Source organism: Klebsiella pneumoniae subsp. pneumoniae HS11286, assembly GCF_000240185.1.
Taxonomy (GTDB): domain Bacteria; phylum Pseudomonadota; class Gammaproteobacteria; order Enterobacterales; family Enterobacteriaceae; genus Klebsiella; species Klebsiella pneumoniae.
Window position 1 is genome coordinate 2157278 of record NC_016845.1, and the last position, 25747, is coordinate 2183024.

Sequence of the window (25747 nt, forward strand, 5' to 3'; positions counted from 1 at the left end):
GAGTTAGGGGAGGTTAAATCACGCCCTGGGCCAGCATAGCATCCGCAACCTTCACGAAACCGGCGATATTCGCGCCGCGCACGTAGTTGGTCTGCTTCGCTTCGCCGCCGTACTGCACGCAAGCGTGGTGGATATCCAGCATGATGTGATGCAGGCGGGCATCCACTTTTTCCGCTTTCCAGCCCATGCGCGCGGCGTTCTGCGCCATCTCCAGACCGGAAGTCGCCACGCCGCCGGCGTTGGCCGCTTTGCCCGGGGCAAACAGCACGCCAGCTTCCAGGAACAGGTCGGTTGCGGCGATGGTGGTCGGCATGTTGGCGCCTTCCGCCACGGCCTTGACGCCATTGGCAATCAGCTGGCGGGCGGCATCGACGTCCAGTTCGTTCTGGGTCGCGCAAGGCAGGGCAATATCCACCGGCACTGACCACGGCTGCTGGCCTTCAAGATAGGTGAGGCCAAATTCGCGGGCGTAATCGGCCACGCGGCCGTGGGCACGCTCTTTAATGTCGATCAGGCGGGTCAGTTTTTCTTTGGTGAAGCCCGCTTCGTCAACGACGGTGCCGTTGGAGTCGGAGGCCGTCACCACCCGCGCGCCAAGCTCCATCGCTTTCTCAATGGCGTATTGCGCGACGTTGCCGGAGCCGGAGACCGCCACGCGAGCGCCTTCGAAGCCGAGGCCGTGACGTTTGAGCATCGCTTCGGTGAAGTAGATCAGGCCGTAACCAGTGGCTTCCGGACGGATCAAGCTGCCGCCAAAGGAGAGTCCTTTACCGGTGAAGACGCAGGCGCTGTTGTTGGAGAGCTTGCGCATCATTCCTGCCATAAAGCCGACTTCGCGACCGCCGACGCCGATATCGCCCGCCGGTACGTCGGTATCCGGGCCAAGGTGGCGATAGAGTTCGGTCATCAGCGCCTGGCAGAAACGCATCACTTCGCCATCGCTCTTGCCTTTAGGATCGAAATCGCTGCCGCCTTTCCCGCCGCCCATCGGCAGAGTGGTCAGGGCGTTTTTGAAGGTCTGCTCGAAGCCAAGGAATTTGAGAATCGACAGGTTAACCGACGGGTGAAAACGCATCCCGCCTTTATACGGGCCGATGGCCGAGTTGAACTGCACGCGCCACGCGCGGTTGACCTGGACCTGATTGCGGTCGTCCACCCACACCACGCGGAACTGGATCACGCGCTCCGGTTCCACCAGACGTTCCAGCAAAGCAAGCTGACGATAGCGCGGATTTTCCTCAAGGAAAGGCCACAGGGTGGTCATCACCTCCCGGACGGCTTGAGCAAATTCGGTTTGATGAGGATCGCGCTGTTGAACGCGGGTGAGAAAGCCTTCCAGAGTGCACGTCTGATCCATAGATATCAGTTCCCCTTATGGTTGTGGTTGCATGTATTTATTATGATTCGGTCCTTGAAAAAACCGATTTTCCGACTATAACACCGCTAATCCTTAGGCAAGCAAGGAAAAATTGAGCCGACAACAAAATTTATAATTGCCCGCTCGTCATAACTAAAAGCGATGACGAGGCGGCGGGCGGATCAGCGGACGGAAAGGGTGGGGCGCTGGGCGATAAAGGCGTGCAGCAGAGGAATATCGGCCGGGGCGAGATCGAGGGCCAGCGCTTCTGTGGGAAGGCACCAGCGCAGCTGAGTGTGATAGTGGGCCAGCGGCGTGCCCTGAAAGTGCGGCACCCACCAGGCGTGAAGATGGATCCGGCGGCCGGAGACCTCCCGCTGATGGCTAGCGATATAGCAAGCCGGGCGGGCGATGATGCCCATCTCCTCCTGCAGTTCGCGGACCAGCGCCTGCGGCTGGCTTTCACCCGGCTCCACTTTGCCGCCGGCGAACTCCCACATCCCCGGCTGGTCGGCGTGGGGCGGACGCTGCGCCAGCAGAATCTGGCCATCCTGTTCAATAATGGCGGCGACAACATCAATCATTTTTAGCATAAGCATCAAGGTTAATAAGACGAATATGGCCTATTATCACCGCCATAGACCGTAACTGACAACCGCCAACCCTGCTGGAGACCTTCGTGCTTGATAGCCACCTGCATCCGCGCCTTAAACCCCTGCTAAACGCTGTCGCCGGCGCCCTTGACCGCCCCGGCATCTCACCGGACGGGCTGACGCTGGTCGGTTTTGCCATCGGCGTGCTGGCTCTGCCCTTTCTGGCGCTGGGGTGGTATGGCGCGGCGCTGGCGGCCATTCTCCTTAACCGCCTGCTGGATGGCCTGGACGGCGCTCTGGCGCGGCGGCGCGGGCTCACGGATGCGGGCGGCTTTCTCGATATTGCGCTGGATTTTCTCTTTTACGCCCTGGTGCCGTTCGGCTTTATTCTGGCGGATCCGCTGAACAATGCCCTGGCGGGCGGCTGGCTGCTGTTTGCCTTTATCGGCACCGGCAGCAGCTTTCTCGCTTTTGCCGCCCTGGCGGCCAGGCACCAGATCGCCAATCCCGGCTACGCCCATAAATCGCTGTACTATCTCGGGGGACTGACGGAGGGGACGGAGACCATCCTGTTGTTTGTCCTCGGCTGCCTGTTTCCGGCGCATTTCGCCTGGCTGGCGTGGCTGTTTGGCGCGCTGTGCTGGCTGACGACGGCGACGCGCATCTGCAGTGGCTACCAGACCTTAAAGCGGGTAACGACCACAGCGTAAACGGGGTATCGCGCGTCGCCGACAAAGGGCGACGCGCTGAGGCGGGGCGAGTTACTGACTGCTTTCCGGGCCGCGCTCTCCGCGGGCCACCGGATTGTGCGGGTTGCTGCTCCATTCGTACCAGCCGCCGTCGTACACCGCGACGTGCGGCCAGCCCATGGCGCGGGCATACATAAAGGTTTCCGAGGCCCGCCAGCCGGTCCCGCAATAGAATGCCACTTGCTGGCTCGGCAGAATGTTCCACTGGCGCCACAGGGCAGCGATATCGTCGGCGCTGCGCATGGTGCCGTCCGGGTTATGGAAATCCTCCATGTGCGTGGAGTCGCTCCCGGCGTGGCCCCAGCGGGCGCCAGCGATGTCGCCCTTCGGATTGATATAGCTGTAGCCGCTGGTGGTGCCGATAAACTCCGGCCACGAGCGGACGCTGACCAGCGAGGCGTCCTGACGATGCAGCAGCCCGCGGGCTTGTTCGGTATCCAGCATCAGCTGCGGCTGGCCGGGGATCGGCGCGCCGAAATCAGGCGCCGGCTGCTGCGCCGGTGGCATACCGCGCTCTACCGGCAGCCCGGCGTCGGACCAGGTCTGCCAGCCGCCGTCAAGCAGGCGCACGTCTTTGACCCCGGCGTACAGCATGATCTGCGCCACCCGCGCTGCGGCGTAGACGTCGCGACCATAGAGGATCACCGTGGTGTCATGCCGGATGCCGTGCTTCGCCAGCATCGCCTTCAGCTGCGCGTCGGACACTTTATTCCACAGCGGTTCGCTCTCCACCTCATTGGTATCGATATAGCCCGCGCCAGGGATATGGCTCAGCAGATAGAGCTTCGGCGCTCCCCAGGCGGCTTCAAACACTTTCCAGTCGCCTGCCGGGGCGGCGGCGACCGCTTTCCCTTGCTGTAGGTCGTGCAGCCACTGGGGGTAGACCAGCTGTTCAAAGTGCGGCAGCTTTTGCAGACGGTCGGTCTGGCTCAGCGCATCGCTCAGGGTGCTGAGCCGGGTGAAACCCGTTTGTTTCAGCCGCGCCGCGACGCTGACGTTATCCTCCGGGCTGCCGTACAGCGCGATGGGGGTATCGGACTGGAGCTGGTGCTGCTTAGCCCAGGCGCGCAGCTGATCGTCGCTCATGGCGCCGAGCCAGCGGGCGGAAAGATTGAGGGCCTGCGGCTCATGGCCTTCCGGGCCGTTGGCGCGCTGCGGCCAGCCGTTGTAATAAGCGCTCAGCCGGGTGTCGATGGCCACGCCGTGCTGCTGTTGCAGGTGGGAGAGAGTGAGCGCTGGCATGGTTTCAGCGGCGCAGGTAGTGGAAGCAGCAAGCCCCATGAGCAGGGCGAGTGCGGTCAATTGAGAAACACGTTTCATCGAAATGCCCGACGGTAAAAAGTGGAGGGCGTATTCTCCACTCGCCAGGCGCCGATTTCTTTGCGGTAACGCAGGTTTGCACGCTATTGTCCTTCATTGCCAGCGCTCCATCGCCAGGCAGCGCCCCGTCGGCGGGCAGTCCTCGCGATCGTGGGTCACCAGGATCGCCGGAATGGCCTGGCGGGCCAGTTCTTCAAAGACCCAGCGGCGGAACCCGGCGCGCAGGCTGGCATCCAGGCGGCTGAAGGGCTCATCAAGCAGCAATGCCTCGGGGCGCGCCAGCAGGGCGCGCAGCAGGCTCACCCGCGCCCGCTGCCCGCCGGAGAGCGTGGCCGGATCGCGCGGGGCGAAGCCCGCCAGCCCGGCGCGGCTAAGCGCTTCCTCCACCGCGGTTTTTCGCGCCTCGCCGCGCACGTTCTCCGGCAGCGCCAGCTGTAAATTTTGCCCGACGCTGAAATGGTCGAACAGTAACGGGTCCTGAAACAGAATGCCGATGCGCCGATGCTCTGTCGGCAGCGTATCGCAACGCCGTTCGTTGAGCCACAGCTCGCCTCGGGCGCGAAAATCGCCGGACAGGGCGCCAATCATCCAGGCAAACAGCGTTGATTTCCCGCTACCGGAGGGGCCCATCAGCGTCAGCACCTCCCCCGGGGCTACCGAAAAGGCGACCTCCTGCAGCAGCGGCTGGCGTCTCACGCTCAGGGTCAGATGGTTTACGGTTAGCACTAGCGAAGTCCTCGTCGATAGCGGCCTGCCAGCCAGGCCAGCAGAGCGGTCAGGGTAAAGCATACCGCCGGCAGCAGTAATTGCCACAGCGCCTGAGCGGCGAGCGTCTGCGCCTCGCCGCCGCTGCTGAGCGCCACCGCCTGGCTGGTGAGCGTCGGAATTCGGCCAGCCCCCAGCCATAGCGTTGGCAGATACTGCGCGATGCTCACTGAGAAGCCCACCGCCAGGGCGGTCAGCAGTGGGCGAGTTAGCGAAGGCAGGGTCAGCAACCAGAAAATACGCGTGGATCCCCAGCCGAGCGTGCGGGCGACAACCGTCAGCCGCGGATCGCGCTGGCGCCAGGCCGGGCGCAAAATAAACAGCATCCAGGGCACCACCCACAGCAGATGGCCCCACAGGACGGTCCACCAGTCACCGTCAAGCCAGGCATACAGCGCCAACCGGTACTGGCCGTCGGCCAGCGGCAGGGCCGGCAGGACCAGCGGTAGCCAGACCCAGCCATCGCCTCGCGCCGGGCCGCAGGCCAGCCACAGCAGGCAGACAGCCGCGCCGAGGGCGCAGGCCGCCAGCGCCAGCCCAAGGCTGTTGCCCAGAGCATCCATCTGCGGCGGCGCCAGCCCCGCCAGCAATAGCGCGCCCAGCAGACCGCTCAGCGGCAGCAGCGCCGCCAGCAGGCGGCCGGGCAGGGCATGAGGATGCGGGTGACGAACACCGCGCAGATCGGGCTGGTACTGGCGCTGTAGCCGCCATCCGCCCCAGGCGACCAGCGCCAGCCCGCCGAGGATCGCCATCAGCAGCAGGCTGGCCAGCGCCCCTTTGGCCTGCTGCAGCTCATCGCCCTGGCTTAACCATTGCCACGCCAGCACGGCGAGGGTGGGCGGATTGCCGGGCCCCAGCACCAGGGCGACGTCTACCGCCGACAGGCTCCAGGCGGTGGTGGCCAGCAGCACCATGCCGAGGGCGGGCAGCAGGGCGGGCAGCACCAGCCAACGCAGGCACTGCCAGCGGCCGTAGCCGAGGCTCTTCAGGGCGGTCGCCTGGTCGGCGAGGCGTTTCTCTCCCAGCAGGCCATAGATCACCCACAGCACAAAGGCGCTCTCTTTCAGGGCCATCGTCAGGCCAAGCCCGATGCCGTACCGGTCAACCGGCGGCGTCAGAAACGGCAGCCGCTGCCAGAGCCAACCCCCTTCGGCGAACAGCAGCAGCGCCGCCGTCGCCAGGGCGAGATGGGGCACCGCCAGCAGCAGCGGCAGACGGGAAGCCAGCCGCCGCCAGCGGGCCGAAGGCCAGAGGGCGGCGACGATGGTCAGGGCGATCAGCAGCGCGCCGCCGACGGATAACAGCGTGGAGACGAGGGTGGCGGCCAGCGCCTGGCTCAGCTGCGGGTCGGCGAACAGCGCCCGCCAGTTGGCCGGGGAGCGCGCAGCGCCCACCAGTTCCCCGGCGGCGGGGAGCAGCGGCAGATAGATCGCCGCCATCGCCCCCCAGGCCAGCAGGATCAGTGGGTACCGTAGCGGCGCAGCCATTCCTGCTCCAGCGCGTCAACCCATGCCGCGTGAGGCTCGGCAAGCACCGGCGGCAGATCCTGCGGCAGGGCTGCCGCCAGCGCCTGGCGCTGGCCGTCAGGCAGACGCTGCGGATCCAGTACGCTCGGATCGCCCCAGACGGCGGCATCGGCCTTGCGCAATTGCGCCTCAGGGGAGAGCAGGAAATTGGCCACTACTTTGGCGCCAGCGACAGCGCGGGCGTTAGCCGGGATGGTAACGAAATGGACGTTGCCGAGGGTCCCCGCGGTAAAGCCGAAGCTGTAGCTGTCCGTCGGTAATTCGCCGCTGGCGGCTTTCTGCCGGGCGTGCAGGGGGTTAAACGTCAGCGACAGGCGGAGGGTGCCCTGGTTGAGCATGGCGTCCATCCGCGCCGGCGACGCCGGGAAATCCTTGCCCGCCCGCCACAGGGCCGGGTGCAGCGCATCGAGATAGCGCCACAGCGGGGCGGTGACCGCCGCGAAGGTCGTTGGCTGCGGCGGCTGGCGCAGGGCGGCTGGCTGGTCGGTGAGCGCGATCAGCAGTTGCTCCAGCAGGGCGGTACCGGTGAAGTCCGGCGGCCGCGGGTAGGTTACGCTGCCCGGATGGGCTCTGGCGAAGGCCAGCAGCGCCTGCGGGCTGGTGGGCGGCTGCGGCGTTTGCCCGCGGCGGGCGATAAACGTCAGCTGGGCGCTGCCCCACGGCGACTCCGCGCCCTCGGTGGCGACTGAAAAATCTTCCCGTACCGGCTTTTGCAGATCGACATAGCGCCAGTTGGGCAGCGATTCGGCCCAGCCGGTGAGCAGCAGGTTGGCCTGTTTAAGCGTGCGAAAGTTTTCGCCGTTGATCCACAGCAGATCCACTGACCCGCCCTGGCGACGACCGGCCTGCGCCTCGGTCTGGATGCGTTTCACTGCGTCGGCGGCGTCGGCGACAGGCACAATACGCAGGTCGATTGCGTAATAGCGTTTGACCTCTTCGCTGACCCACGCCAGATAGCGATTGACGGCCGGGTCGCCGCCCCAGGCGTTAAACCAGACGGTCTGTCCGTGGGCTTCCGTCTGAATCTGCCGCCAGCTGTCGTCGGCATTAACCGCCAGCGGCCAGAGCAGCAGCAGGCACAGACAGAGGCTGTAATCACGCAAACGGCGCATCGTTACTCCTTATTCTGCGAGGAAGAGGTGGGTATCTGGCACAACCCCTGAGCCGGGATCGCCATCGCGGCATTGAACCGCGCTGATAAATTTTGCAGGCCGATCAGGGCGGTCAGCTCGGTGAGCGCCCGGGCGTCAAAATGCGCGGCCATCGCGCTACGCAGGGCATCATCCAACGCCGGCGGCGTCTGGGTGGCGGCTTCGGCATAGGCCAGCGCCAGGCGCTCTTTTTCGCTGAACAGCGTACTGCTGCGCCAGTCGGCGACCGCCAGCAGCTTGTCCTGGCTACCGCTCCGCGCCGCGAGGATCATGCTGGTGATATCGATACAGAATTCGCAGTGGCACAGCTGGGCGATGCGGGCGCTGACCAGCGAGCGCAGCACAGGATCCAGCGGCGAGCGGCGGCGTTCAATATAGCCCACGAACAGCGAAACCAGGTAAAACAGCCACGGGATCCGACCCCACCAGCGAATGGGGCTCAGCACCTGGCCGTAATGCCGGCGGTGCAGCCACACCTGCGGACGAAGGATCAGGGGGACAGAATCCAGCGGGGGTAAGCTCATGGCGACGATCTCTTATGACGTTCACGGTAAATATTTTTGGCGATAGAGATGACCACCGCCAGGGCAAAAAGCAGCGAAAGCCCGGTGGCCAGCCAGAAGGTGCCCCCGGTGAGCAGACTCCCGGCCCAGGAATAAACGATAGTCGCCGGGAGCTGGCCCACGCCGGTGGCCAGCATAAAGGGCCAGAAGCGCAGCGAGGTTAGTCCGGCGGCATAGCTGACCGGGTCAAACGGGACAAACGGCAGCAGGCGGCAGACCAGGATCGTCTGCGGGCCAAAGCGGGTGAAATAGCCGTCGGCACTGCGCAGCACCGCGCGGCCGGTGAGTTTCTCCACCACTTCGCGCCCCAGCGCTCTGGCGATGCAGAAGCAGAGCCCGGCCCCGACCATAGCGCTGAACCACGACAGCGCCCCGCCCCAGAAGGCGCCGAACAGGGCGGCGTTCGCCAGGGTAATCAGGAAAGCCGGCAGCGGAGCGACGATCGCCTGGAGGATCATCAGCGCAAATGAGACCAGCGCGGCCTGCGGCCCCCAGGCGGCGATAAACCCTCTGACCTGCTGCGGATCCAGGGAGGCTAACGCCGTCAGACTCTGCTGCAGAAAGGTACGCCCGCCAGGGAACCACAGCCAGGCGGCCAGAGCGGCGGCGACCACGACGGCAAGGGCCAGCCGGGCGCGGCGCAGGTGACGGCGATCAGGTTGGGTCATGGCGCACCTCCTCACTGCACGCCGCCACGCGACGGGCGCGGGCAAACCGTTTGCCTATCTGCACCAGGGCAAACAGCAGCCCGCCGGCGAGGCTCAGTTTTAGCGCGAAGGCGAGGGTCACCCCCTCGCGGGCCAGTTCGCTGGCCATCACCGAATAGATGACCAGACCCGGCAGGGTGGTCACGGCCGAGATCAGGGTAAAGGGCCAGAAGCGGATCGCCGTCAGGCCGTAGGCGTAATTCTGAATATTGTAGGGAAAGAGCGGCACCAGGCGGGTGAGGATCAGGAAATCGCAGCCACTGCGGGCGATACCGCGCTCAATCGCCTGAAAGACGGTGGTATGGCCCACATAGCGCTGCAGCAGATCGCGCCCAAGCCAGCGGGCGATTAAAACGACAGCGAAGAGGCGAGGGTGGCGGCGGCAAACGAGAGCAGGGAGCCTGTTAGCGGGCCGAAGAGCATCCCGCCGGCGATCACCAGCAGGCTGCCGGGGATCAGACACAGGGTGGCAATGATAAACAGCGCAGCATAGACCAGATATCCCCAGGCGCCCTGATGGCGGAGGGTGTCCTGAAGCAGATGCAGATGAGTCAGCAGATCGTGGAGACCGACGCGGTGGCTGATAACGGCCAGCGTGGCCACCAGCGCGAGAAGTCCCAGCCCTTTACCAATGGCCGGATGACGGCTTCTTTTGCATGAGAGGTGCTCCTGTACAGTCTGGACGCAGTGGACATCAAAAAGTGCGCGCGACAGTATCCTGTTCCGACGACCGTCACAATGGTTTACCGTCGCTTTGTTGATTTTGCTCAGGAAATTCTGCCCCCCGCACAGCGGGAGGCGAGAGAAGGGCGTGAATTATGGCCGGAAGGTGGCCCACACCGGCGCGTGGTCGGACGGTTTTTCCATCCCGCGGATCTCGTAATCGATCCCGGTTTCCACGCAGCGCTGCGCCAGAGGCTGGCTGGCCAGCAGCAGATCGATGCGCAGCCCACGGTTATCGTCGAAGCCTTTGGAGCGGTAATCAAACCACGAGAAATGCTCATGATTGTCGGGGTTAGCCTGACGCCAGGTATCCACCAGGCCCCAGCCCAGCAGGCGGTCCATCCATTCCCGTTCTTCCGGCAGGAAGGAACATTTGCCGGTGCGCAGCCAGCGTTTGCGGTTCTCTTCACCGATACCGATGTCCAGATCGGTAGGACTGATGTTCATATCGCCCATGATCAGCACCGGATTCTCTTTGTTGAGCTCGGTCTCCAGATAGTTCTGCAGATTCTGATAGAACGCCGCTTTGGCCGGGAATTTGGTTTCATGATCGCGGCTTTCACCCTGAGGGAAATAGCCGTTAATCACTGTGACGTTGCCGAAGGGCGACGGGATCTCCGCCATAATGATGCGGCGCTGAGCCTCTTCGCCATCGTCCGGGAAACCGCGGCGGACGGCAATCGGCGTCTCTTTGGTCAGCAGCGCGACGCCATAATGGCCTTTCTGCCCGTGATAAAAGACGTTATAGCCGAGCCTGGCAACCTCTTCGAGAGGGAACATGTCGTCGTGAACTTTGGTTTCCTGCAGGCCAATCACGTCCGGCTGGTGTTTTTCGACGATGGCGGCCAGTTGGTGTGGGCGGGCACGCAGGCCGTTGATATTAAAAGAGACGAATTTCATAGTCGCTGCCACTGTGCAAGGTGAATAGTGCAGGGATGGTAGCAGAAATTCGCCAGGCTGGCTGCCACCGGATGCGTCATTCTGCCAATCGCTGCGCATGAGCGTGCCGTGGGTGCCCCTTTTGCGGGCATGCCGCGCCAAAAAAGGGCAAATAGATACGATAAATTTCGCAGAGGATCACAATTACAGAATTATATCTTACCGTTGCATAATTTATCTTCTTTAATCACTGTTTATCCCCCTTTGTCGGATACTTATTCACTAAATATGCATTTTATGTGAATGGCGTTCAGCTGTAACTCATTGATTCTGCGTTATCTCATCCGATTTATGCATTTTTATCGCTGGCTGGCACGAACCGTGCAATCTACATTTACAGCGTAATAACTCATATTTATTAACATTATTGCTACTTTTAATTTACCGGAAGAGGTCGATATGTCTCAGTCAATTACGCGTAACCACTTTGATGAATGGATGATGCCGGTCTACGCGCCAGCGGCGTTTATTCCGGTGCGGGGCGCCGGGTCACGGCTGTGGGATCAGCAGGGCAAAGAGTATATCGATTTTGCCGGCGGCATCGCCGTGAACGCGCTGGGGCATGCCCATCCGCGTCTGGTGCAAGCCCTGACCGACCAGGCCGGCAAGTTCTGGCATACCGGCAACGGCTACACCAATGAGCCGATCCTGCGTCTGGCCAAAATGCTTATCGATGCTACCTTCGCCGACCGGGTCTTCTTCTGTAACTCCGGCGCCGAGGCCAATGAGGCAGCGCTCAAGCTGGCGCGTAAATATGCCCACGATCGCTTTGGCAGCGAGAAAAGTGGCATCGTCGCCTTTCAGAACGCTTTCCACGGGCGGACGCTGTTCACCGTCTCGGCGGGCGGTCAGCCGGCCTATTCCCGGGATTTCGCCCCGCTGCCGCCGCAGATCCAGCATGCCGTATTTAACGATCTCGAGTCGGCAAAGGCCTTAATCAATGACCAGACCTGCGCGGTGATCGTCGAGCCGGTGCAGGGCGAAGGGGGCGTGGTGCCGGCCAGCGTCGAGTTTTTACGCGGCCTGCGTCAGCTTTGCGACCAGCACAACGCCCTGCTGATTTTCGATGAAGTGCAGACCGGGGTCGGGCGCACCGGCGAGCTGTATGCCTATATGCACTACGGCGTGACGCCCGATGTGCTGACCACCGCCAAAGCGCTGGGCGGTGGTTTCCCTATTGGCGCGCTGCTGGCGACAGAGGCCTGCGCCAGCGTGATGACCGTCGGCACCCACGGCACCACCTACGGCGGTAACCCGCTGGCCGGGGCGGTGGCCGGCGAACTGCTGTCGATCGTCAACACCCCGGAAGTGCTCTCCGGCGTCAGACAGCGCCATCAGTGGTTTTGTGAACGCCTGCAGGCAATTAACGCCCGCTATGGCCTGTTCAAGGAGATCCGCGGCCTGGGACTGCTGCTCGGCTGCGTGCTAAACGACGCCTGGGCCGGGAAGGCGAAAACCCTCAGTAACCTGGCGGCGGAAGAGGGGGTGATGATTCTGATCGCCGGCGCCAACGTGGTGCGTTTCGCGCCGGCGCTGAACGTCAGTGAAGAAGAGGTGAACAGCGGGCTGGATCGCGTCGAGCGGGCCTGCGCGCGTTTCGTGGCAGGAGTCTCATCATGATGGTTATTCGACCGGTGGAGCCGGGCGATTTGCCCGGGCTGCTGAAGCTGGCAGCGGAGACCGGCGGCGGGCTGACCTCGCTGCCGGTGGATGAAGCGACCCTCGCGGCACGGATCGCCCGCTCGCAGCAGACCTGGCGCGGCGAGCTACCGAAAAGCGAGCAGGGCTATGTCTTTGTGCTGGAGGAGAGCGAAAGCGGCGCGGTGGTGGGCATCTGCGCGATCGAGGTGGCGGTGGGGCTCAACGATCCCTGGTATAACTACCGGGTCGGCACCCAGGTCCATGCCTCGAAGGAGCTCAACGTCTATCAGGCGCTGCCGACGCTGTTTCTCAGCAACGATCATACCGGCAGCAGCGAGCTGTGCACCCTGTTCCTCGACCCGCAGTGGCGCAAAGAGGGCAATGGCTATCTGCTGTCGAAATCACGCTTCTTATTTATGGCCGCCTTTCGCGAGCGCTTCAATGAGAAGGTGGTCGCCGAGATGCGCGGGGTGATTGACGAGCAGGGCTACTCGCCGTTCTGGGAGAGCCTGGGCAAACGCTTTTTCGCCATGGAGTTTTCCCGTGCCGACTACCTGTGCGGCACCGGACAGAAGGCTTTCATTGCCGCCCTGATGCCCAAGCATCCGCTGTATATCGATTTCCTTTCCCCTGAGGCACAGGCGGTGATCGGCAAGGTTCATCCGCAGACCGCCCCGGCCCGGACGGTGCTGGAGAAAGAGGGGTTCCGCTACCTGAACTACATCGATATTTTCGACGGCGGCCCGACTCTGGAGTGCGACATCGACCGGGTGCGGGCGATCCGCAAAAGCCGTCTGGTGACTACCGAGGCAGGTGAAACCCCGCCCGGTGACTGGCCGCTGTGCCTGGTGGCGAATGAACAGTATCACCAGTTCCGCGCTCTGCTGGTGCATGCCGATCCGGATGGCGACACCCTGACCCTCAGCGCCCGCGAACTGGATATGCTGAAGTGTCATGCCGGCGACCAGGTGCGCATGGTGCGCCTGATCCCTGAGGAGAAAACTGCATGAGTCTGTGGATTAACGGCGAGTGGCGGCCCGGCCGTGGGCCAGGTTTCAGTAAACAGGATCCGGTTAACCTGAAGGTTGTCTGGCAGGGCGAGGCGGCGGATGCCGGGCAGGTTGCCGAGGCGGTGGCGGCTGCCCGCCAGGCGTTCCCGTCCTGGGCGCGGCTGCCGTTTGCCGCCCGTCAGGCGATCGTTGAAAAGTTTGCCGCTCTGCTGGAAGCCAGTAAGGCGGAGCTGACGGCGGTTATCGGCGCCGAGACCGGAAAGCCGCGCTGGGAGGCGGCCGGGGAAGTGACGGCGATGATCAACAAGGTGGCGATCTCGGTGAAGGCCTACCACGTCCGCACCGGCGAACAGCACAGCGACCTGCCCGACGGCGCCGCCACGCTGCGTCACCGGCCGCACGGCGTACTGGCGGTGTTTGGCCCCTATAACTTTCCCGGCCATCTGCCGAACGGGCACATCGTGCCGGCGCTGCTGGCGGGCAATACCGTGGTTTTTAAACCCAGCGAACTCACCCCGCGCAGCGGCGAAGCGGTGGTGAAACTATGGCAGCAGGCCGGCCTGCCCGCCGGGGTGCTCAACCTGGTGCAGGGCGGTCGGGAAACCGGCGAGGCGCTTAGCGGCCAGGCGGATATCGACGGACTGCTGTTTACCGGCAGCTCAACCACCGGTTTTCATCTGCATCGCCAGCTGGCCGGGCAGCCGCAGAAGATCCTCGCGCTGGAGATGGGCGGCAATAACCCGCTGATCGTCGACGATCCGAGGGACGTGGATGCCGCGGTGCATCTGACCATCCAGTCCGCCTTTATTACCGCCGGCCAGCGCTGCACCTGCGCCCGCCGTCTGCTGGTCCGGCGCGGCGAGGCGGGCGATGCCTTCCTCTCCCGGCTGGTGACGGTGAGCCAGCGGCTGATCCCGGCGGCGTGGGACGCCGAGCCGCAGCCGTTTCTCGGCGGGCTTATCTCTGAACAAGCCGCGCAGAAAGTGCATCAGGCCTGGCTGCAGCGGGTCGCCGCTGGCGCGGTCACCCTGCTGGAGCCGCGGTTATTGCAGGCCGGGACGTCGCTGCTAACGCCGGGGATTGTCGACATGAGCGACGTGGCCAATGTCGAGGATGAAGAGGTGTTTGGCCCGCTGCTTGGGGTCTGGCGCTACGACACGTTCGAGGAGGCGATTGCCTTAGCCAACGCTACCCGCTTCGGCCTCTCCTGTGGGTTAATCTCCCCGGAACGGGAGAAGTTCGATCGACTGCTGCTTGAGGCGCGGGCAGGGATAGTTAACTGGAACAAACCGCTGACCGGGGCGGCGAGTACCGCGCCGTTCGGCGGCACCGGGGCGTCCGGTAACCATCGTCCGGGGGCCTGGTATGCCGCCGATTATTGCGCCTGGCCGATGGCCAGCCTTGAATCGCCGACCCTGACGCTGCCCGCCAGCCTGAGCCCGGGGCTCGACTTTCTGGCGGGGGAGGCGTCATGACCGCCCGCGAAGTCAACTTTGACGGTCTGCCCGGGCTGACCCATCACTACGCCGGACTCTCCTTTGGCAATGAGGCTTCCACCCGGCATCGCTATCGGGTGTCTAACCCGCAGCTGGCGGCAAAGCAGGGGCTGAAAAAAATGAAAGCCCTCGCCGACGCTGGCTACCCGCAGGCGGTGATCCCGCCGCAGGAGCGTCCCAACGTGCCGCTTCTGCGCCAGCTGGGCTTTAGCGGCAGCGATGAGCAGGTGGTGGCCCGGGTGGCGCAGCAGGAGCCGGATCTGCTGTCGGCGGTGAGTTCGGCCTCGGCGATGTGGGTGGCGAACGCGGCGACGGTGTGTCCCTCCGCCGATTCGCTGGATGGCCTGGTGCATCTGACGGTGGCGAATCTGCAGGATAAATTCCACCGCGCCAGCGAAGCACCGACTACAGAGGCGCTGCTGCAGGCGATTTTCCCCGACCGCACGCGATTTGCTATCCACCCGGCGCTGCCCGCCTCGGCCTGGTTTGGCGACGAAGGGGCGGCGAACCATAATCGTCTCGGCGGCGAGTATGGCGCTCCCGGCGTCCAGCTCTTTGTCTATGGCCGCCGCCGGGGGAGCGAGGAGGCGCCGCGTCGCTATCCGGCGCGGCAAACCCTTGAGGCCAGCCAGGCGGTAGCGCGCCTCAATCAGGTCAATCCCCGCCAGCTGATCTTCGCCCGCCAGCATCCGGCGGCGATCGACACGGGGGTTTTTCATAACGACGTCATCGCGGTGAGCAACCGTCAGGTCCTGTTCTGCCATGAGCAGGCCTTTGCCGACCAGACCGCGCTTCTCCAGCAGCTGGCGCAGCGGGTGCCGGGTTTTACGCCGCTGGTGGTTCCCGCCAGCCGGGTCTTGGTGGCAGAGGCGGTTGCCACCTATCTGTTCAACAGCCAGCTGTTGAGCCGGGCGGATGGCAGCATGGCGCTTATCCTGCCTCAGGAAGCGCAGGAGCATGCCGGCGTCTGGGAATACCTCAATGAGCTGCTGGCCGGGGATAACCCTATCGCCGACCTGCGGGTGTTCGATCTGCGCGAGAGCATGGCCAACGGCGGCGGTCCGGCGTGCCTGCGCCTGCGGGTGGTGTTGACGGCCGAGGAGTATCAGGCGGTCAATCCGCACGTCCTGATGAACGATACGCTGTTTGCCACCCTCAATGACTGGGTGGATCGCTACTATCGCGATCGTCTCACCCAGACCGACCTCGCCGACCCGCAGCTGCTGCGGGAAGGGCGCGACGCGCTGGATCGGTTGACCCAGATCCTGCAGCTCGGTTCGGTTTATCCATTTCAGCAATAAGGGGGCGCGGTGGAACATTTTCTGGCATTAACCCTGGCGGGGCGATTGCCCCATCACTTTCACGGCGAGACGGCTCATTCCCGCTGGCACTGGCTCGGGGAAGGGATCCTTGAGCTGACGCCGCATGCGCGCTGCGAGCGCGGGCTGGTACTTTCCTGCGCCATTCATGGCAACGAAACGGCGCCGGTGGAGATAGTCGACCAGCTGGTGCAGCGACTGGTCCGGGAGGCGCTCCCGCTGCGCTGGCGGCTGCTGGTGATCGTCGGCAACCCACCAGCGCTGCGGGCGAATAAGCGCTATCTGCACAGCGATATGAACCGCATGTTTGGCGAGCGCTGGCGGCAGTTTCCGCTCAGTGAGGAGACGCAGCGGGCGCAGCGGCTGGAGCAGGCGGTGGCCCGCTTTTATCGCGACCACGATGGCCCGCGCTGGCACCTCGATCTGCATACCGCGATCCGCGGGTCGCTACATCCGCGCTTCGGCGTGCTCCCGGCCCGCGATACGCCGTGGGAGGAGGATTTTCTTCACTGGCTGGGCGGCGCCGGGCTGGAGGCACTGGTGTTTCATCGCCAGCCCGGCGGGACCTTCACCCACTTCAGCTGCGAACGGTTCGCGGCGCTGGCCTGCACCCTTGAGCTGGGCAAAGCTCTGCCGTTGGGGGAAAACGATCTGACGCAGTTTGCCGCCGTCCAGCGGGCGCTCTCCCGGCTGCTGGTGGGGGATCTGGCCATTGCCGACGCCCCAGCGCCGCTGCGCTACCGGGTGGTACAGCAGCTAACCCGCCATAGTGATGATTTCCGCTTGCATATGGCGGATCAGACGCTGAACTTCACCCCCTTCGAACCCGGCACGCTGCTGGCGGAGGAGGGCGAGAGGCGGTATGTGGTGGGGCCTGAGACGGAGTATGTTCTGTTTCCTAACCCGACGGTGGCGAAAGGACTGCGCGCCGGCCTGATGCTGGAGAAATTATCCTGAGGGCAAGCCGTCCGCCGGGCGGCCTGCTTTATTTCGCGCGTCTTTTTTCGCCATCTTATTTTTTCGTGCCCCAGTATAAATTTGCAGATTATTCCTGGTAAAATGCTTTGTTTTTAATCTCCCCTCCTTTATACTCTCCATAATTTCTCTGCAAAACAGTAATTTATTTATTTTTTATTGCAATTCTTCGGCTAAATTCCTTATTTTCTCCATAATTGGCGAGAAACTGTTTTTTACACTTTCATTGTTTTACTCTTGCTCTGACTAATTGACGATTAACGTCGTAAAGTTAATCTCGTCAACACGGCAACGCGCCGTAAGAATAACGTAAAGTAAGGATTGAATGATGAAGAAACTCACTGCACTGTTTGTTGCCTCTACTCTGGCTCTGGGCGCGGCTAACCTGGCACACGCCGCCGATACCACCACCGCGCCGAGCGACAGCAAGCCGATGATGATGCATCATAAAGGCGGCCCGGGTCAGCATGACATGATGTTTAAAGGCCTGAACCTGACCGATGCGCAGAAGCAGCAGATCCGCGACATCATGAAGAGCCAGCGCGAAAATATGAAACGTCCGTCCCTTGAAGAACGCCGCGCGATGCACGATCTGATCGCCAGCGACACCTTCGATAAGGCGAAGGCGGAAGCGCAGATCGATAAGATGGAAGCGCAGCATAAAGCGATGGCGCTGTCCCGCCTGGAAACGCAGAACAAGATCTACAACATTCTGACCCCAGAGCAGAAAAAACAGTTCAATGCTAATTTTGAGAAGCATCTGACAGAACGCAACGCGCCGGCAGGTAAAATGCCTGCACCTGCTGAATAATGTAGCGCACTGAATCAAGACCGCCGGTCTTGCCCAATAATGCCATCAGGCGTTGGGCAGGGCCGGCGGTTTTTTATTGGTGGCTTCTCAGCCAAGCGGATGCAGCGGATAGTCTCCGCTGAGCAAAGGCTTACAGAGGATCTTGTAACCATCCTGGTCAAATCCGGCGGGCAGACGGGTCAACTCCGCCGCCTGGTCGAGCGATTCAACGGCGCCCAGCCACAGCCAGTTATGAATGACGTGATACTGCGTCATGTCCGGGCCGCGCTCCTCCAGCGCCACGGGCCCCGCCCACGGCCAGCACACCAGCTGCAGTCTGCTCATCTGCGCCAGCAGGCGCTCTTTGTGCGCCTCCACGCTCTCCTTTCCACAGCAGGCCCCGGCGCAGCGGCCCAGCGCGGAGCGAAAGCAGGCGCGGCCGCGGCTGAGCGGTTCCAGACCAAGCAGGCCATAACAGAGGCGCTGTTCGTCAGCGAGGCTCTGCAGCATCTGCAGCGCCGCCCGCCGGTTGGCGAACAGGCCATAGAGATGCTGCTGGTGCGAGAAATCAACCTCACGGGCATAGACAATCTGCGGCCGGTCGTCCGCAAGTAGCCAGGCGCAGAGCTGCTTGTTACGCCGTAGCCGCTTGTTAAACAGCGGCTGCTGCTCTTTAATCAACCGCGCCTCCAGCAGCAGCGCTCCCAGCTCGCCAGCGGTGCGCTGCCAGGTGATACGCCGCGACTGACGCAGCATCGCGGCCTCTTCAGGGGTGCGCAGGTGGGATAACACCCGGCTGCGGAGGTTGACGCTCTTACCGATATAGAGCGGCATCGTGTCGCTGTCGCCGTGAAACTGATAGACGCCCGGCAGCTTCGGCAGCGCCTCCAGCCACGGGCGAAGATGTTCGGGATATTCATAGATCGCCGCCGCCTCAAACTCGAGACGCGGGGCTGATTGCTTTCTGGCCACAATAACTCCTGGTACTGTCTATCCATCCAGTATAGCAGGCCATTTTTGCGGCGAAAAGGACAAAAAATAACCCCGGCGCAGGCCGGGGCGGGGGGAGAGACTATTTTTTCCAGAAATCGTCAAAGACGGTGATCGGCGGCCGACGCTTGTGTTCGGTTTTCAGATACCAGCCCTCGATCGTTTTGGCGATGCTCGGGTCCAGCGTTTTGCCTTCCAGATAATCGTCGATGTTCTCGTAGGTGACACCCAGGGCCACTTCATCCGGCAGGGAGGGGCGATCGTCTTCCAGGTCGGCGGTGGGCAGCTTCTTATACAGATGTTCCGGGCAGCCGAGATGGGCCAGCAGCTGTTTGCCCTGACGTTTGTTCAGGCGGAAAATTGGGTTGATGTCGGTGCCGCCGTCGCCATATTTGGTGAAAAAGCCGGTAATCGCTTCCGCCGCATGGTCGGTACCGACCACAACTCCTTTGGTCATTCCGGCGATGCTGTACTGGGCCTTCATTCGCTCACGGGCTTTTTCATTTCCGCGAACGAAGTCGCTCAGTTCGATGCCTGCTTCGCGCAGCGCCTGTTCGCTGGCCAGCACCGCAGCTTTAATATTGACTGTCAACACCCGGTCAGGCTGGATAAATGCGATGGCGTCCTGGCAGTCCTGCTCATCAGCCTGCACGCCATAGGGTAAACGGACGGCGATAAACTGCAGGCTACTGTCGCCGGTTTCGGCACGCAGTTCGTTTATCGCTATCTGGCACAGTTTTCCCGTCAGGGTGGAGTCCTGACCGCCGCTGATACCCAGCACCAGCGATTTAATAAACGGGTAGGTCTGCAGGTATGACTTCAGGAAATCGACGCTGCGGCGGATCTCGCCTGCGACATCAATCTGCGGCTTTGCGCCCAGCGCCTGAATAATCTCTTGTTGTAGCGTCATCGCGCCCTCCGAAAGTGAATCTGTTTGGCAAGCTGTTGGCTTAAAGCTACCTCTTTGCCGCTGAAACGACAAGGACCGTGGTTTTGACTGCCGGAAAAGAAGGCAATCAATGACATAGGTTTTCATTATAGATGCTGTACCGCGCATTGCGCCGCCGTCCGACGTCGGCAGATCAATCCTGTTTACGCAATAACATAACCTGACATGATTTCGCTGTTCGGCTTGAAAAATAACACTATTTATTCCAGGCTTATCGTTACACAGTAGAAAAGAGGAACCAAAATGAACAAAAGCTTAGCAGGAATACTGGGCGTCACCGTCGCGTTAACCTTACTGGCGGGCTGTACCGCTTACGATCGTACCAAAGACCAGTTTACCCAGCCGGTGGTGAAAGATGTGAAGAAAGGGATGTCGCGTCAGCAGGTGATGCAGATCGCCGGCAAACCTTCAACGGAAGTCACCATGGTCCATGCCCGCGGCACCTGCCAGACCTATATCCTCGGTCAACGAGATGGTAAAGTTGAAACCTACTTTGTGGCCCTCGACGAAACGGGTCACGTCATGAACTCCGGCTACCAGACCTGCGCCGAGTATGATACCGACCCGCGCAACGCCAGGTAAGCTTCCTACTGTTTACTGACTTCTACGTAAGCCCGACCACTGGTCGGGCTTTTTTGTGAGTAATGATGCTTATTTAATTGCGCGAATTATTTGGATGAAAATGTGAGGGTAGTCAAAACCGGAGGTCAATGAGAGACAATTCTGTTCAACAGCGAATTATCCTGGCGGCTCAGCTTGCCGTATACTCAACTCATAAACAGAATTAACCGGATGTTACCAGTCTTACCGGCTCTCAGCGGTTACTGAAGGCCCTGGTCTCACACATTGAGGAAGCGTTCATGGAAAAGAAACACATTTATCTCTTCTGCTCGGCAGGCATGTCCACGTCACTGCTGGTCTCCAAAATGCGGGCGCAGGCGGAAAAATATGAAGTCCCGGTCATTATTGAAGCCTATCCCGAAACCCTCGCGGGCGAAAAAGGGCCGGAAGCCGACGTAGTATTATTAGGGCCACAAATTGCGTATATGTTACCGGAAATTCAGCGCCTGCTGCCGAATAAACCGGTTGAAGTTATCGACTCCCTTCTCTATGGCAAAGTTGATGGTTTAGGGGTATTGAAAGCCGCCGTCGCGGCTATTAAGAAAGCTGCAGCACAATAATTTTAACTTTTAAAACTCGATGTATTTTGACGCCTGGCGGCTGACTGTTGCCGGACGTCAAAAAATAATGAGTTTATTTTCCCGTCAAAGAGTAATTTCATACATCATCGCCGTAATAGTTTATTGCGGCTTTTAAGGGTATTGACTATGAGTAAAGTGATCGATTCGCTTGAAAAGGTACTCCTTCCTTTTGCAGTGAAAATAGGAAAGCAGCCGCATATTAATGCAATAAAAAAATGGATTTATTAAATTAATGCCGTTGACCCTCGCCGGGGCCATGTTTGTGTTAATTAACAACGTTTTTCTGAGCTTCGGCGAAGGCTCTTTCTTTTATTCCATGGGCATTCGCCTGGATGCCTCCACCATTGAAACCTTAAACGGCTTTAAGGCTATCGGCGGAAACGTCTATAACGGCACCCTCGGGATTATGTCGCTAATGGCGCCGTTCTTTATCGGCTCCGCGCTGGCGGAAGAGCGCAAAGTTGACCCGATGGCAGCTGGCCTGCTGGCGGTGGCGGCCTTCATGACCGTGACCCCGTATAGCGTGGGCGAAGCCTATGCGGTGGGCGCCAACTGGTTGGGCGGGCAGAACATCATCTCCGGGATGATTATCGGTCTGGTCGTTGCGGAACTGTTCACCTTCGTGATCCGTCGCAACTGGGTGATTAGACTGCCGGACAGCGTGCCGGGGTCGGTATCACGCTCTTTCTCAGCGCTGATCCCGGGCTTCTTGATCCTCTCCATCTTCGGCATTATCTCGTGGGCCCTGGCGAGCTATGGCAGCAACTTCCACCAGATCATCATGGACTCTATCTCGACGCCGCTGGCGGCGATGGGCAGCGTGGTTGGCTGGGCATACGTTATTTTTAACTCTCTGCTGTGGTTCTTCGGTGTGCACGGTTCTCTGGCGCTTACCGCCCTGGATAACGGCATCATGACGCCGTGGGCGCTGGAAAACATCGCGCTGTACAACCAGTACGGCTCTGTTGATGCGGCCATCGAAGCGGGCAAACAGTTCCACTTCTGGGCTAAGCCGATGCTCGACTCCTACATCCTGCTGGGTGGCTCCGGGGCGACGCTGGGTCTGATTATCGCCATCTTTATCGCTTCTCGCCGCGCTGACCATCGTCAGGTTGCTAAGCTGGCGCTGCCGTCAGGCATCTTCCAGATTAACGAACCGATTCTGTTTGGTCTGCCGATCATCATGAACCCGGTGATGTTCATCCCGTTCGTGCTGGTTCAGCCGATTCTGGCGGCCATTACGCTGGCGGCCTACAGCCTGGGGATTATCCCACCGGTGACCAACCTGGCGCCGTGGACTATGCCGACCGGTTTGGGAGCGTTCTTTAACAGTAACGGCAGCGTTGCCGCCCTGCTGGTGGCCCTGTTCAACCTTGGCGTCGCTACCCTGGTCTACCTGCCGTTTGTGGTGCTGTCGAATAAAGCGCAGACCGTTATCGAGCAGGAAGAGAGCGAAGAAGACATCGCTAACGCACTGAAATTCTGATACCGCGCGGTACGGGCAGCGTCCCGTACCGCCTGATAAATGAGGGAAATATTATGTTTGATCTGGACAACATCAACGCGGTAGAGACCCCGGAAAATGACCTCGAAGAGGTAGTGATGGGGCTGATTATCAACTCCGGACAAGCCCGCAGCCTGGCCTATGCCGCGCTGAAGCAGGCGAAGCAGGGCGACTTTGCCGCAGCGAAAGCGATGATGGAGCAGTCGCGCCAGGCGCTGAGCGAGGCGCATCGCGTGCAGACCCAGCTTATCGAAAGCGACGAGGGCGAAGGGAAAATGAAGGTCAGCCTGGTGCTGGTGCATGCCCAGGACCATCTGATGACCTCCATGCTGGCTCGTGAGCTGGTGGCCGAATTGATTGAGCTGCACGAGAAGGTACAATAGGCCATCGCGACGATGAGGCAGCCCAGAATGATGACCACCGAGATCAGTACCGCCAGAGAACAACAGCTGTTCAACGGGAAGAACTTTCATGTGGTCATCTATAACAAAACGGAAAGCGTGAGCGGGCTTCACCAGCATGATTACTACGAATTTACCGTGGTGTTAACCGGGCGCTATTACCAGGAGATCAATGGCAAACGGGTGCTGCTGGAGCGCGGGGATTTCGTCTTTATCCCGATGGGCTCGCACCACCAGAGCTTTTACGAGTTCGGGGCGACGCGCATCCTTAACGTCGGCATCAGCAGACGCTTCTTTGAGAAACACTACCTGCCGCTGCTGCCGTTTGGTCTGGTGGCTTCGCAAGTCTACGCCGTGCAGAGCGCTTTTCTCGGCTACGTTGAGTCGGTCATCGCCTCACTCAATTTTCGCGAAACGGAATTTGACGAATTTATCGAGCTGGTCTCCTTTTATGTCATTAACCGTTTACGCCACTATCGTGAAGAGCCGGTTGCCGACGTGACGCCGCAATGGTTAAAAAATACCGTGGAAGCCATGCATGATAAGCTGAAATTCGGTGAAGGCGCTCTTGAAAATATGGTTCGCTTATCCGGAAAAACGCAGGAATATTTAACCCGGGCGACCCAGCGCTATTATGGTAAAACGCCGATGCAGATAATTAATGATATCCGTATCAACTTTGCCAAAAAACAGCTGGAAATTACCAATTATTCGGTGACGGATATTGCGTATGAATCAGGTTACAGCAGCCCGAGCTTGTTTATTAAAACCTTTAAAAAACTGACGTCGTTTACGCCGAGCAGTTATCGCAAACATTTGACCAGTATTAATTAAACCCGCGCGGCGTTCGCCGCCAGGTTTATACCGAAAATCATTCAAGTTAACTGTCCGCATTGTTGCGGAGAGCGGCCTGCGTCCAGGCGCAGCGCCTAAGGGAGAAAAAGATGAGCCAGAAATTAAAAGTAGTCACTATTGGCGGCGGCAGCAGCTATACCCCGGAATTACTGGAAGGATTTCTGAAACGTTATCATGAACTGCCGGTAAGCGAACTGTGGTTGGTAGACGTCGAAGAGGGACAGGAGAAGCTCGATATTATCCACGCGCTGTGCCAGCGGATGGTGGAAAAAGCCGGCGTGCCGATGAAAGTCTATAAAACGCTGGATCGCCGCGCAGCGCTGCAGGGCGCAGATTTCGTCACCACCCAGCTGCGCGTGGGCCAGCTGAAGGCGCGTGAAAAAGATGAGCGCATCCCGCTGAGTCACGGCTACCTGGGCCAGGAGACCAACGGGGCGGGCGGGTTGTTTAAAGGACTGCGCACCATCCCGGTGATTTTCGACATCGTGAAAGATGTGCAGGAAATTTGCCCCGACGCATGGATCATCAACTTTACCAACCCGGCGGGCATGGTCACCGAGGCGGTCTATCGCCACACCAATTTCAAACGCTTTATCGGGGTGTGCAACATTCCTATCGGCATGAAGATGTTCATCACCGACGTGCTGCAGCTGAGCCCGAGCGATGAGCTGAATATCGACCTGTTTGGTCTGAACCACCTGGTGTTCGTCCGCGACGTGCTGGTTAACGGCGTCTCGCGCTTCGATGAACTGCTGGACGGCGTGGCCTCCGGCCGTCTGACCGCGAACTCGGTGAAAAACATCTTCGACCTGCCGTTTAGCGAAGGGCTGATCCGCTCCCTGCGCCTGATCCCATGCTCTTACCTGCTCTACTACTTTAAGCCAAAAGAGATGCTGGCGATTGAGATGGGCGAGTACTACAAAGGCGGTGCGCGCGCCCAGGTGGTGCAGAAGGTGGAGAAACAGCTGTTCGAGCTGTATAAAAACCCGGATCTTAACGTTAAGCCGAAGGAGCTGGAGCAGCGCGGCGGGGCCTATTACTCTGATGCCGCTTGCGAAGTAATCAATGCCATCTATAACGACAAGCAGACTGAGCACTATGTGAATATCCCGCATCATGGTCATGTCGATAATATCCCGGCGGACTGGGCGGTAGAGATGAGCTGCACCTTAGGCCGCGACGGCGCGAAGCCGACGCCGCGCATTACTCATTTCGATGAGAAGGTGTTAGGGCTTATCTACACCATCAAGGGGTTCGAAGTGGCGGCCAGCCAGGCGGCGATCAGCGGTGAGCTGAACGATGTCCTGTTGGCGCTGAACTTAAGCCCGCTGATCCATTCCGATCGTGACGCCGAACAGCTGGCGCGGGAGATGATTCTGGCGCATGAAAAATGGCTGCCGAACTTTGCGGCGACGATCGAAAAACTAAAATCGTAACGGGAGTAGCAAATGGAACGCGTATTGATCGTCAATGCCGACGACTTCGGCCTCAGTAAAGGGCAGAACTACGGCATTATCGAGGCCTGTCGCAACGGCGTGGTGACATCGACCACCGCGCTGGTCAACGGCGCAGCCATTGACCACGCCGCCCAGCTGAGCCGCAGTACTCCGGAGCTGGCGGTCGGTATGCACTTTGTACTGACGCTGGGCGAGCCGCTGTCGGCCATGCCGGGATTAACCCGCGATGGCCGGCTGGGCAAATGGATCTGGCAGCAGGCGGAAGAAGATATCCTGCCGCTGGAAGAGATCGCCCACGAGCTGGCGTGTCAGTACCGTCGTTTTGTCGAACTCTTCGGCCACGAGCCGACGCATATCGACAGCCATCACCATGTGCATATGTTCGCCCAGATTTATCCCATCGTCGCGGCCTTTGCCCGCGAGAAGGGCATTGCGTTACGCATTGACCGCCAGGTGGCGGCGCAGAGTGGGCTCGACCAGCAGGCGGCGCGCAGCAGCGCCGGCTTCAGCAGCGAGTTTTACGGCGAAGCGGTCTCTGAGGAACTGTTTCTGCAGACGCTGGATGCCTCCATCGCCCGCGGGGAGCGCTCCCTGGAGGTGATGTGTCATCCGGCTTATGTCGATCGGATCATTATGGGCAGCGCCTACTGCTATCCGCGACTGGATGAGCTTGATGTGCTGACATCTGCCTCGCTGAAAGCGGCGGTGGCCGACCGGGGTTATCGTCTGGGAACCTACCGCGACGTGTAAGCCCGACGGGGGAAA

The 25747-nt window shown here is 60.7% G+C and carries 31 protein-coding genes and 1 other annotated feature; of the genes, 17 read left to right on the forward strand and 14 right to left on the reverse strand.

The window, feature by feature from the left end; genetic code table 11:
• Positions 1 to 13 precede the first annotated feature (13 nt).
• Positions 14 to 1357 carry a glutamate dehydrogenase gene (locus tag KPHS_21050; RefSeq protein YP_005226405.1) on the reverse strand — a complete coding sequence of 448 codons (1344 nt, stop codon included), beginning with the start codon at positions 1355 to 1357 and terminating at the stop codon, positions 14 to 16.
• Between KPHS_21050 and KPHS_21060 the strand changes: the two genes are divergently transcribed.
• Positions 1313 to 1438, forward strand: coding sequence for a hypothetical protein (locus tag KPHS_21060; RefSeq protein YP_005226406.1), 126 nt, complete (start codon positions 1313 to 1315; stop codon positions 1436 to 1438). The two genes, KPHS_21050 and KPHS_21060, sit on opposite strands and share 45 nt — an antisense overlap.
• A 101-nt stretch (positions 1439 to 1539) precedes the next feature.
• Here KPHS_21060 and KPHS_21070 read toward each other — a convergent pair whose 3' ends face one another.
• Positions 1540 to 1950 (reverse strand): pyrimidine (deoxy)nucleoside triphosphate pyrophosphohydrolase, encoded by a 411-nt coding sequence (locus KPHS_21070; protein YP_005226407.1) that lies wholly within the window; start codon positions 1948 to 1950, stop codon positions 1540 to 1542.
• Positions 1951 to 2036: 86 nt separating this feature from the next.
• Between KPHS_21070 and KPHS_21080 the strand changes: the two genes are divergently transcribed.
• Positions 2037 to 2660, forward strand: coding sequence for a putative cytochrome oxidase (locus KPHS_21080; protein ID YP_005226408.1), 624 nt, complete (start codon positions 2037 to 2039; stop codon positions 2658 to 2660).
• Positions 2661 to 2711: 51 nt separating this feature from the next.
• Here KPHS_21080 and KPHS_21090 read toward each other — a convergent pair whose 3' ends face one another.
• The 9 genes from KPHS_21090 to KPHS_21170 form a co-directional block, all read right to left on the reverse strand.
• Complete coding sequence (locus KPHS_21090; protein ID YP_005226409.1) at positions 2712 to 4019, reverse strand: putative thiosulfate sulfur transferase; 1308 nt, start codon at positions 4017 to 4019, stop codon at positions 2712 to 2714.
• Between the two features lie 93 nt (positions 4020 to 4112).
• Positions 4113 to 4745, reverse strand: a complete 633-nt coding sequence (locus KPHS_21100) for an ATPase (protein ID YP_005226410.1) — start codon at positions 4743 to 4745, stop codon at positions 4113 to 4115.
• The gene (locus tag KPHS_21110) at positions 4745 to 6271 is read right to left on the reverse strand and encodes a putative ABC transporter permease (protein YP_005226411.1); all 1527 of its coding nucleotides are present in this window, start codon (positions 6269 to 6271) and stop codon (positions 4745 to 4747) included. The genes KPHS_21100 and KPHS_21110 overlap by 1 nt, the downstream gene beginning before the upstream one ends.
• Positions 6244 to 7422 (reverse strand): ABC transporter substrate-binding protein, encoded by a 1179-nt coding sequence (locus tag KPHS_21120; protein YP_005226412.1) that lies wholly within the window; start codon positions 7420 to 7422, stop codon positions 6244 to 6246. Before KPHS_21120 ends, KPHS_21110 begins: the two co-directional genes overlap by 28 nt.
• 2 nt (positions 7423 to 7424) lie before the next feature.
• Entirely contained in the window at positions 7425 to 7985 is a 561-nt protein-coding gene (locus KPHS_21130) for a carboxymuconolactone decarboxylase family protein (protein ID YP_005226413.1), read from the reverse strand.
• A complete protein-coding gene (locus KPHS_21140) occupies positions 7982 to 8692 on the reverse strand; it encodes a TVP38/TMEM64 family protein (RefSeq protein YP_005226414.1) in 711 nt (236 codons plus the stop codon). Before KPHS_21140 ends, KPHS_21130 begins: the two co-directional genes overlap by 4 nt.
• A complete protein-coding gene (locus tag KPHS_21150) occupies positions 8679 to 9041 on the reverse strand; it encodes a TVP38/TMEM64 family protein (protein ID YP_005226415.1) in 363 nt (120 codons plus the stop codon). The genes KPHS_21140 and KPHS_21150 overlap by 14 nt, the downstream gene beginning before the upstream one ends.
• Positions 8679 to 9334, reverse strand: a sequence feature (potential frameshift: common BLAST hit: gi|238900964|ref|YP_002926760.1| putative inner membrane protein). (Overlaps the previous gene by 363 nt.)
• Positions 9080 to 9334, reverse strand: a complete 255-nt coding sequence (locus tag KPHS_21160; protein ID YP_005226416.1) for a hypothetical protein — start codon at positions 9332 to 9334, stop codon at positions 9080 to 9082. It overlaps the preceding feature by 255 nt.
• 213 nt (positions 9335 to 9547) lie before the next feature.
• Entirely contained in the window at positions 9548 to 10453 is a 906-nt protein-coding gene (locus KPHS_21170; protein YP_005226417.1) for an exodeoxyribonuclease III, read from the reverse strand.
• Between the two features lie 339 nt (positions 10454 to 10792).
• Here KPHS_21170 and KPHS_21180 point away from each other — a divergent pair, with 339 nt between their 5' ends.
• From KPHS_21180 to KPHS_21220, 5 genes are read left to right on the forward strand one after another with little or no spacing between them, the layout of a single operon-like run.
• A complete protein-coding gene (locus KPHS_21180; protein YP_005226418.1) occupies positions 10793 to 12013 on the forward strand; it encodes a bifunctional N-succinyldiaminopimelate-aminotransferase/ acetylornithine transaminase protein in 1221 nt (406 codons plus the stop codon).
• Positions 12010 to 13044 (forward strand): arginine N-succinyltransferase, encoded by a 1035-nt coding sequence (locus KPHS_21190; protein ID YP_005226419.1) that lies wholly within the window; start codon positions 12010 to 12012, stop codon positions 13042 to 13044. The genes KPHS_21180 and KPHS_21190 overlap by 4 nt, the downstream gene beginning before the upstream one ends.
• On the forward strand, positions 13041 to 14519 hold the full coding sequence (locus KPHS_21200) for an aldehyde dehydrogenase (protein ID YP_005226420.1): 1479 nt from the start codon (positions 13041 to 13043) through the stop codon (positions 14517 to 14519). The genes KPHS_21190 and KPHS_21200 overlap by 4 nt, the downstream gene beginning before the upstream one ends.
• Positions 14516 to 15841: a succinylarginine dihydrolase gene (locus KPHS_21210; protein YP_005226421.1), complete on the forward strand. Its 1326-nt coding sequence runs from the start codon at positions 14516 to 14518 to the stop codon at positions 15839 to 15841. The genes KPHS_21200 and KPHS_21210 overlap by 4 nt, the downstream gene beginning before the upstream one ends.
• 9 nt (positions 15842 to 15850) lie before the next feature.
• Positions 15851 to 16816 (forward strand): succinylglutamate desuccinylase, encoded by a 966-nt coding sequence (locus KPHS_21220; RefSeq protein ID YP_005226422.1) that lies wholly within the window; start codon positions 15851 to 15853, stop codon positions 16814 to 16816.
• Here KPHS_21220 and KPHS_21230 read toward each other — a convergent pair.
• Entirely contained in the window at positions 16808 to 16957 is a 150-nt protein-coding gene (locus KPHS_21230) for a hypothetical protein (protein YP_005226423.1), read from the reverse strand. The two genes, KPHS_21220 and KPHS_21230, sit on opposite strands and share 9 nt — an antisense overlap.
• Positions 16958 to 17159: 202 nt before the next feature.
• Here KPHS_21230 and KPHS_21240 point away from each other — a divergent pair, with 202 nt between their 5' ends.
• The gene (locus KPHS_21240) at positions 17160 to 17645 is read left to right on the forward strand and encodes an ATP-independent periplasmic protein-refolding chaperone (protein YP_005226424.1); all 486 of its coding nucleotides are present in this window, start codon (positions 17160 to 17162) and stop codon (positions 17643 to 17645) included.
• Positions 17646 to 17732: 87 nt separating this feature from the next.
• On the opposite strand, the gene KPHS_21250 is transcribed toward KPHS_21240, so the two are convergent.
• Positions 17733 to 18596 (reverse strand): nucleotide excision repair endonuclease, encoded by an 864-nt coding sequence (locus KPHS_21250; protein YP_005226425.1) that lies wholly within the window; start codon positions 18594 to 18596, stop codon positions 17733 to 17735.
• A gap of 100 nt (positions 18597 to 18696) precedes the next feature.
• Complete coding sequence (locus tag KPHS_21260) at positions 18697 to 19524, reverse strand: NAD synthetase (protein YP_005226426.1); 828 nt, start codon at positions 19522 to 19524, stop codon at positions 18697 to 18699.
• A 282-nt stretch (positions 19525 to 19806) separates the two neighbouring features.
• Between KPHS_21260 and KPHS_21270 the strand changes: the two genes are divergently transcribed.
• The 9 genes from KPHS_21270 to KPHS_21350 all read left to right on the forward strand — a co-directional run bounded on the left by KPHS_21270 (position 19807) and on the right by KPHS_21350 (position 25732).
• Entirely contained in the window at positions 19807 to 20145 is a 339-nt protein-coding gene (locus tag KPHS_21270; RefSeq protein YP_005226427.1) for a DNA-binding transcriptional activator OsmE, read from the forward strand.
• A 278-nt stretch (positions 20146 to 20423) separates the two neighbouring features.
• Positions 20424 to 20744 carry a PTS system, N,N'-diacetylchitobiose-specific IIB component gene (locus KPHS_21280; protein ID YP_005226428.1) on the forward strand — a complete coding sequence of 107 codons (321 nt, stop codon included), beginning with the start codon at positions 20424 to 20426 and terminating at the stop codon, positions 20742 to 20744.
• Between the two features lie 19 nt (positions 20745 to 20763).
• Positions 20764 to 20880 carry a hypothetical protein gene (locus KPHS_21290; RefSeq protein YP_005226429.1) on the forward strand — a complete coding sequence of 39 codons (117 nt, stop codon included), beginning with the start codon at positions 20764 to 20766 and terminating at the stop codon, positions 20878 to 20880.
• On the forward strand, positions 20868 to 20993 hold the full coding sequence (locus tag KPHS_21300; RefSeq protein ID YP_005226430.1) for a PEP-dependent phosphotransferase enzyme II: 126 nt from the start codon (positions 20868 to 20870) through the stop codon (positions 20991 to 20993). Before KPHS_21290 ends, KPHS_21300 begins: the two co-directional genes overlap by 13 nt.
• A 4-nt stretch (positions 20994 to 20997) precedes the next feature.
• On the forward strand, positions 20998 to 22251 hold the full coding sequence (locus tag KPHS_21310) for a PEP-dependent phosphotransferase enzyme II (protein ID YP_005226431.1): 1254 nt from the start codon (positions 20998 to 21000) through the stop codon (positions 22249 to 22251).
• A gap of 53 nt (positions 22252 to 22304) precedes the next feature.
• A complete protein-coding gene (locus KPHS_21320; RefSeq protein YP_005226432.1) occupies positions 22305 to 22652 on the forward strand; it encodes a PTS system N,N'-diacetylchitobiose-specific transporter subunit IIA in 348 nt (115 codons plus the stop codon).
• A gap of 27 nt (positions 22653 to 22679) precedes the next feature.
• On the forward strand, positions 22680 to 23504 hold the full coding sequence (locus KPHS_21330; RefSeq protein YP_005226433.1) for a DNA-binding transcriptional regulator ChbR: 825 nt from the start codon (positions 22680 to 22682) through the stop codon (positions 23502 to 23504).
• Between the two features lie 110 nt (positions 23505 to 23614).
• On the forward strand, positions 23615 to 24961 hold the full coding sequence (locus KPHS_21340; protein ID YP_005226434.1) for a 6-phospho-beta-glucosidase: 1347 nt from the start codon (positions 23615 to 23617) through the stop codon (positions 24959 to 24961).
• A 12-nt stretch (positions 24962 to 24973) separates the two neighbouring features.
• Positions 24974 to 25732 carry a chitin disaccharide deacetylase gene (locus tag KPHS_21350; RefSeq protein YP_005226435.1) on the forward strand — a complete coding sequence of 253 codons (759 nt, stop codon included), beginning with the start codon at positions 24974 to 24976 and terminating at the stop codon, positions 25730 to 25732.
• Positions 25733 to 25747: the final 15 nt, after the last annotated feature.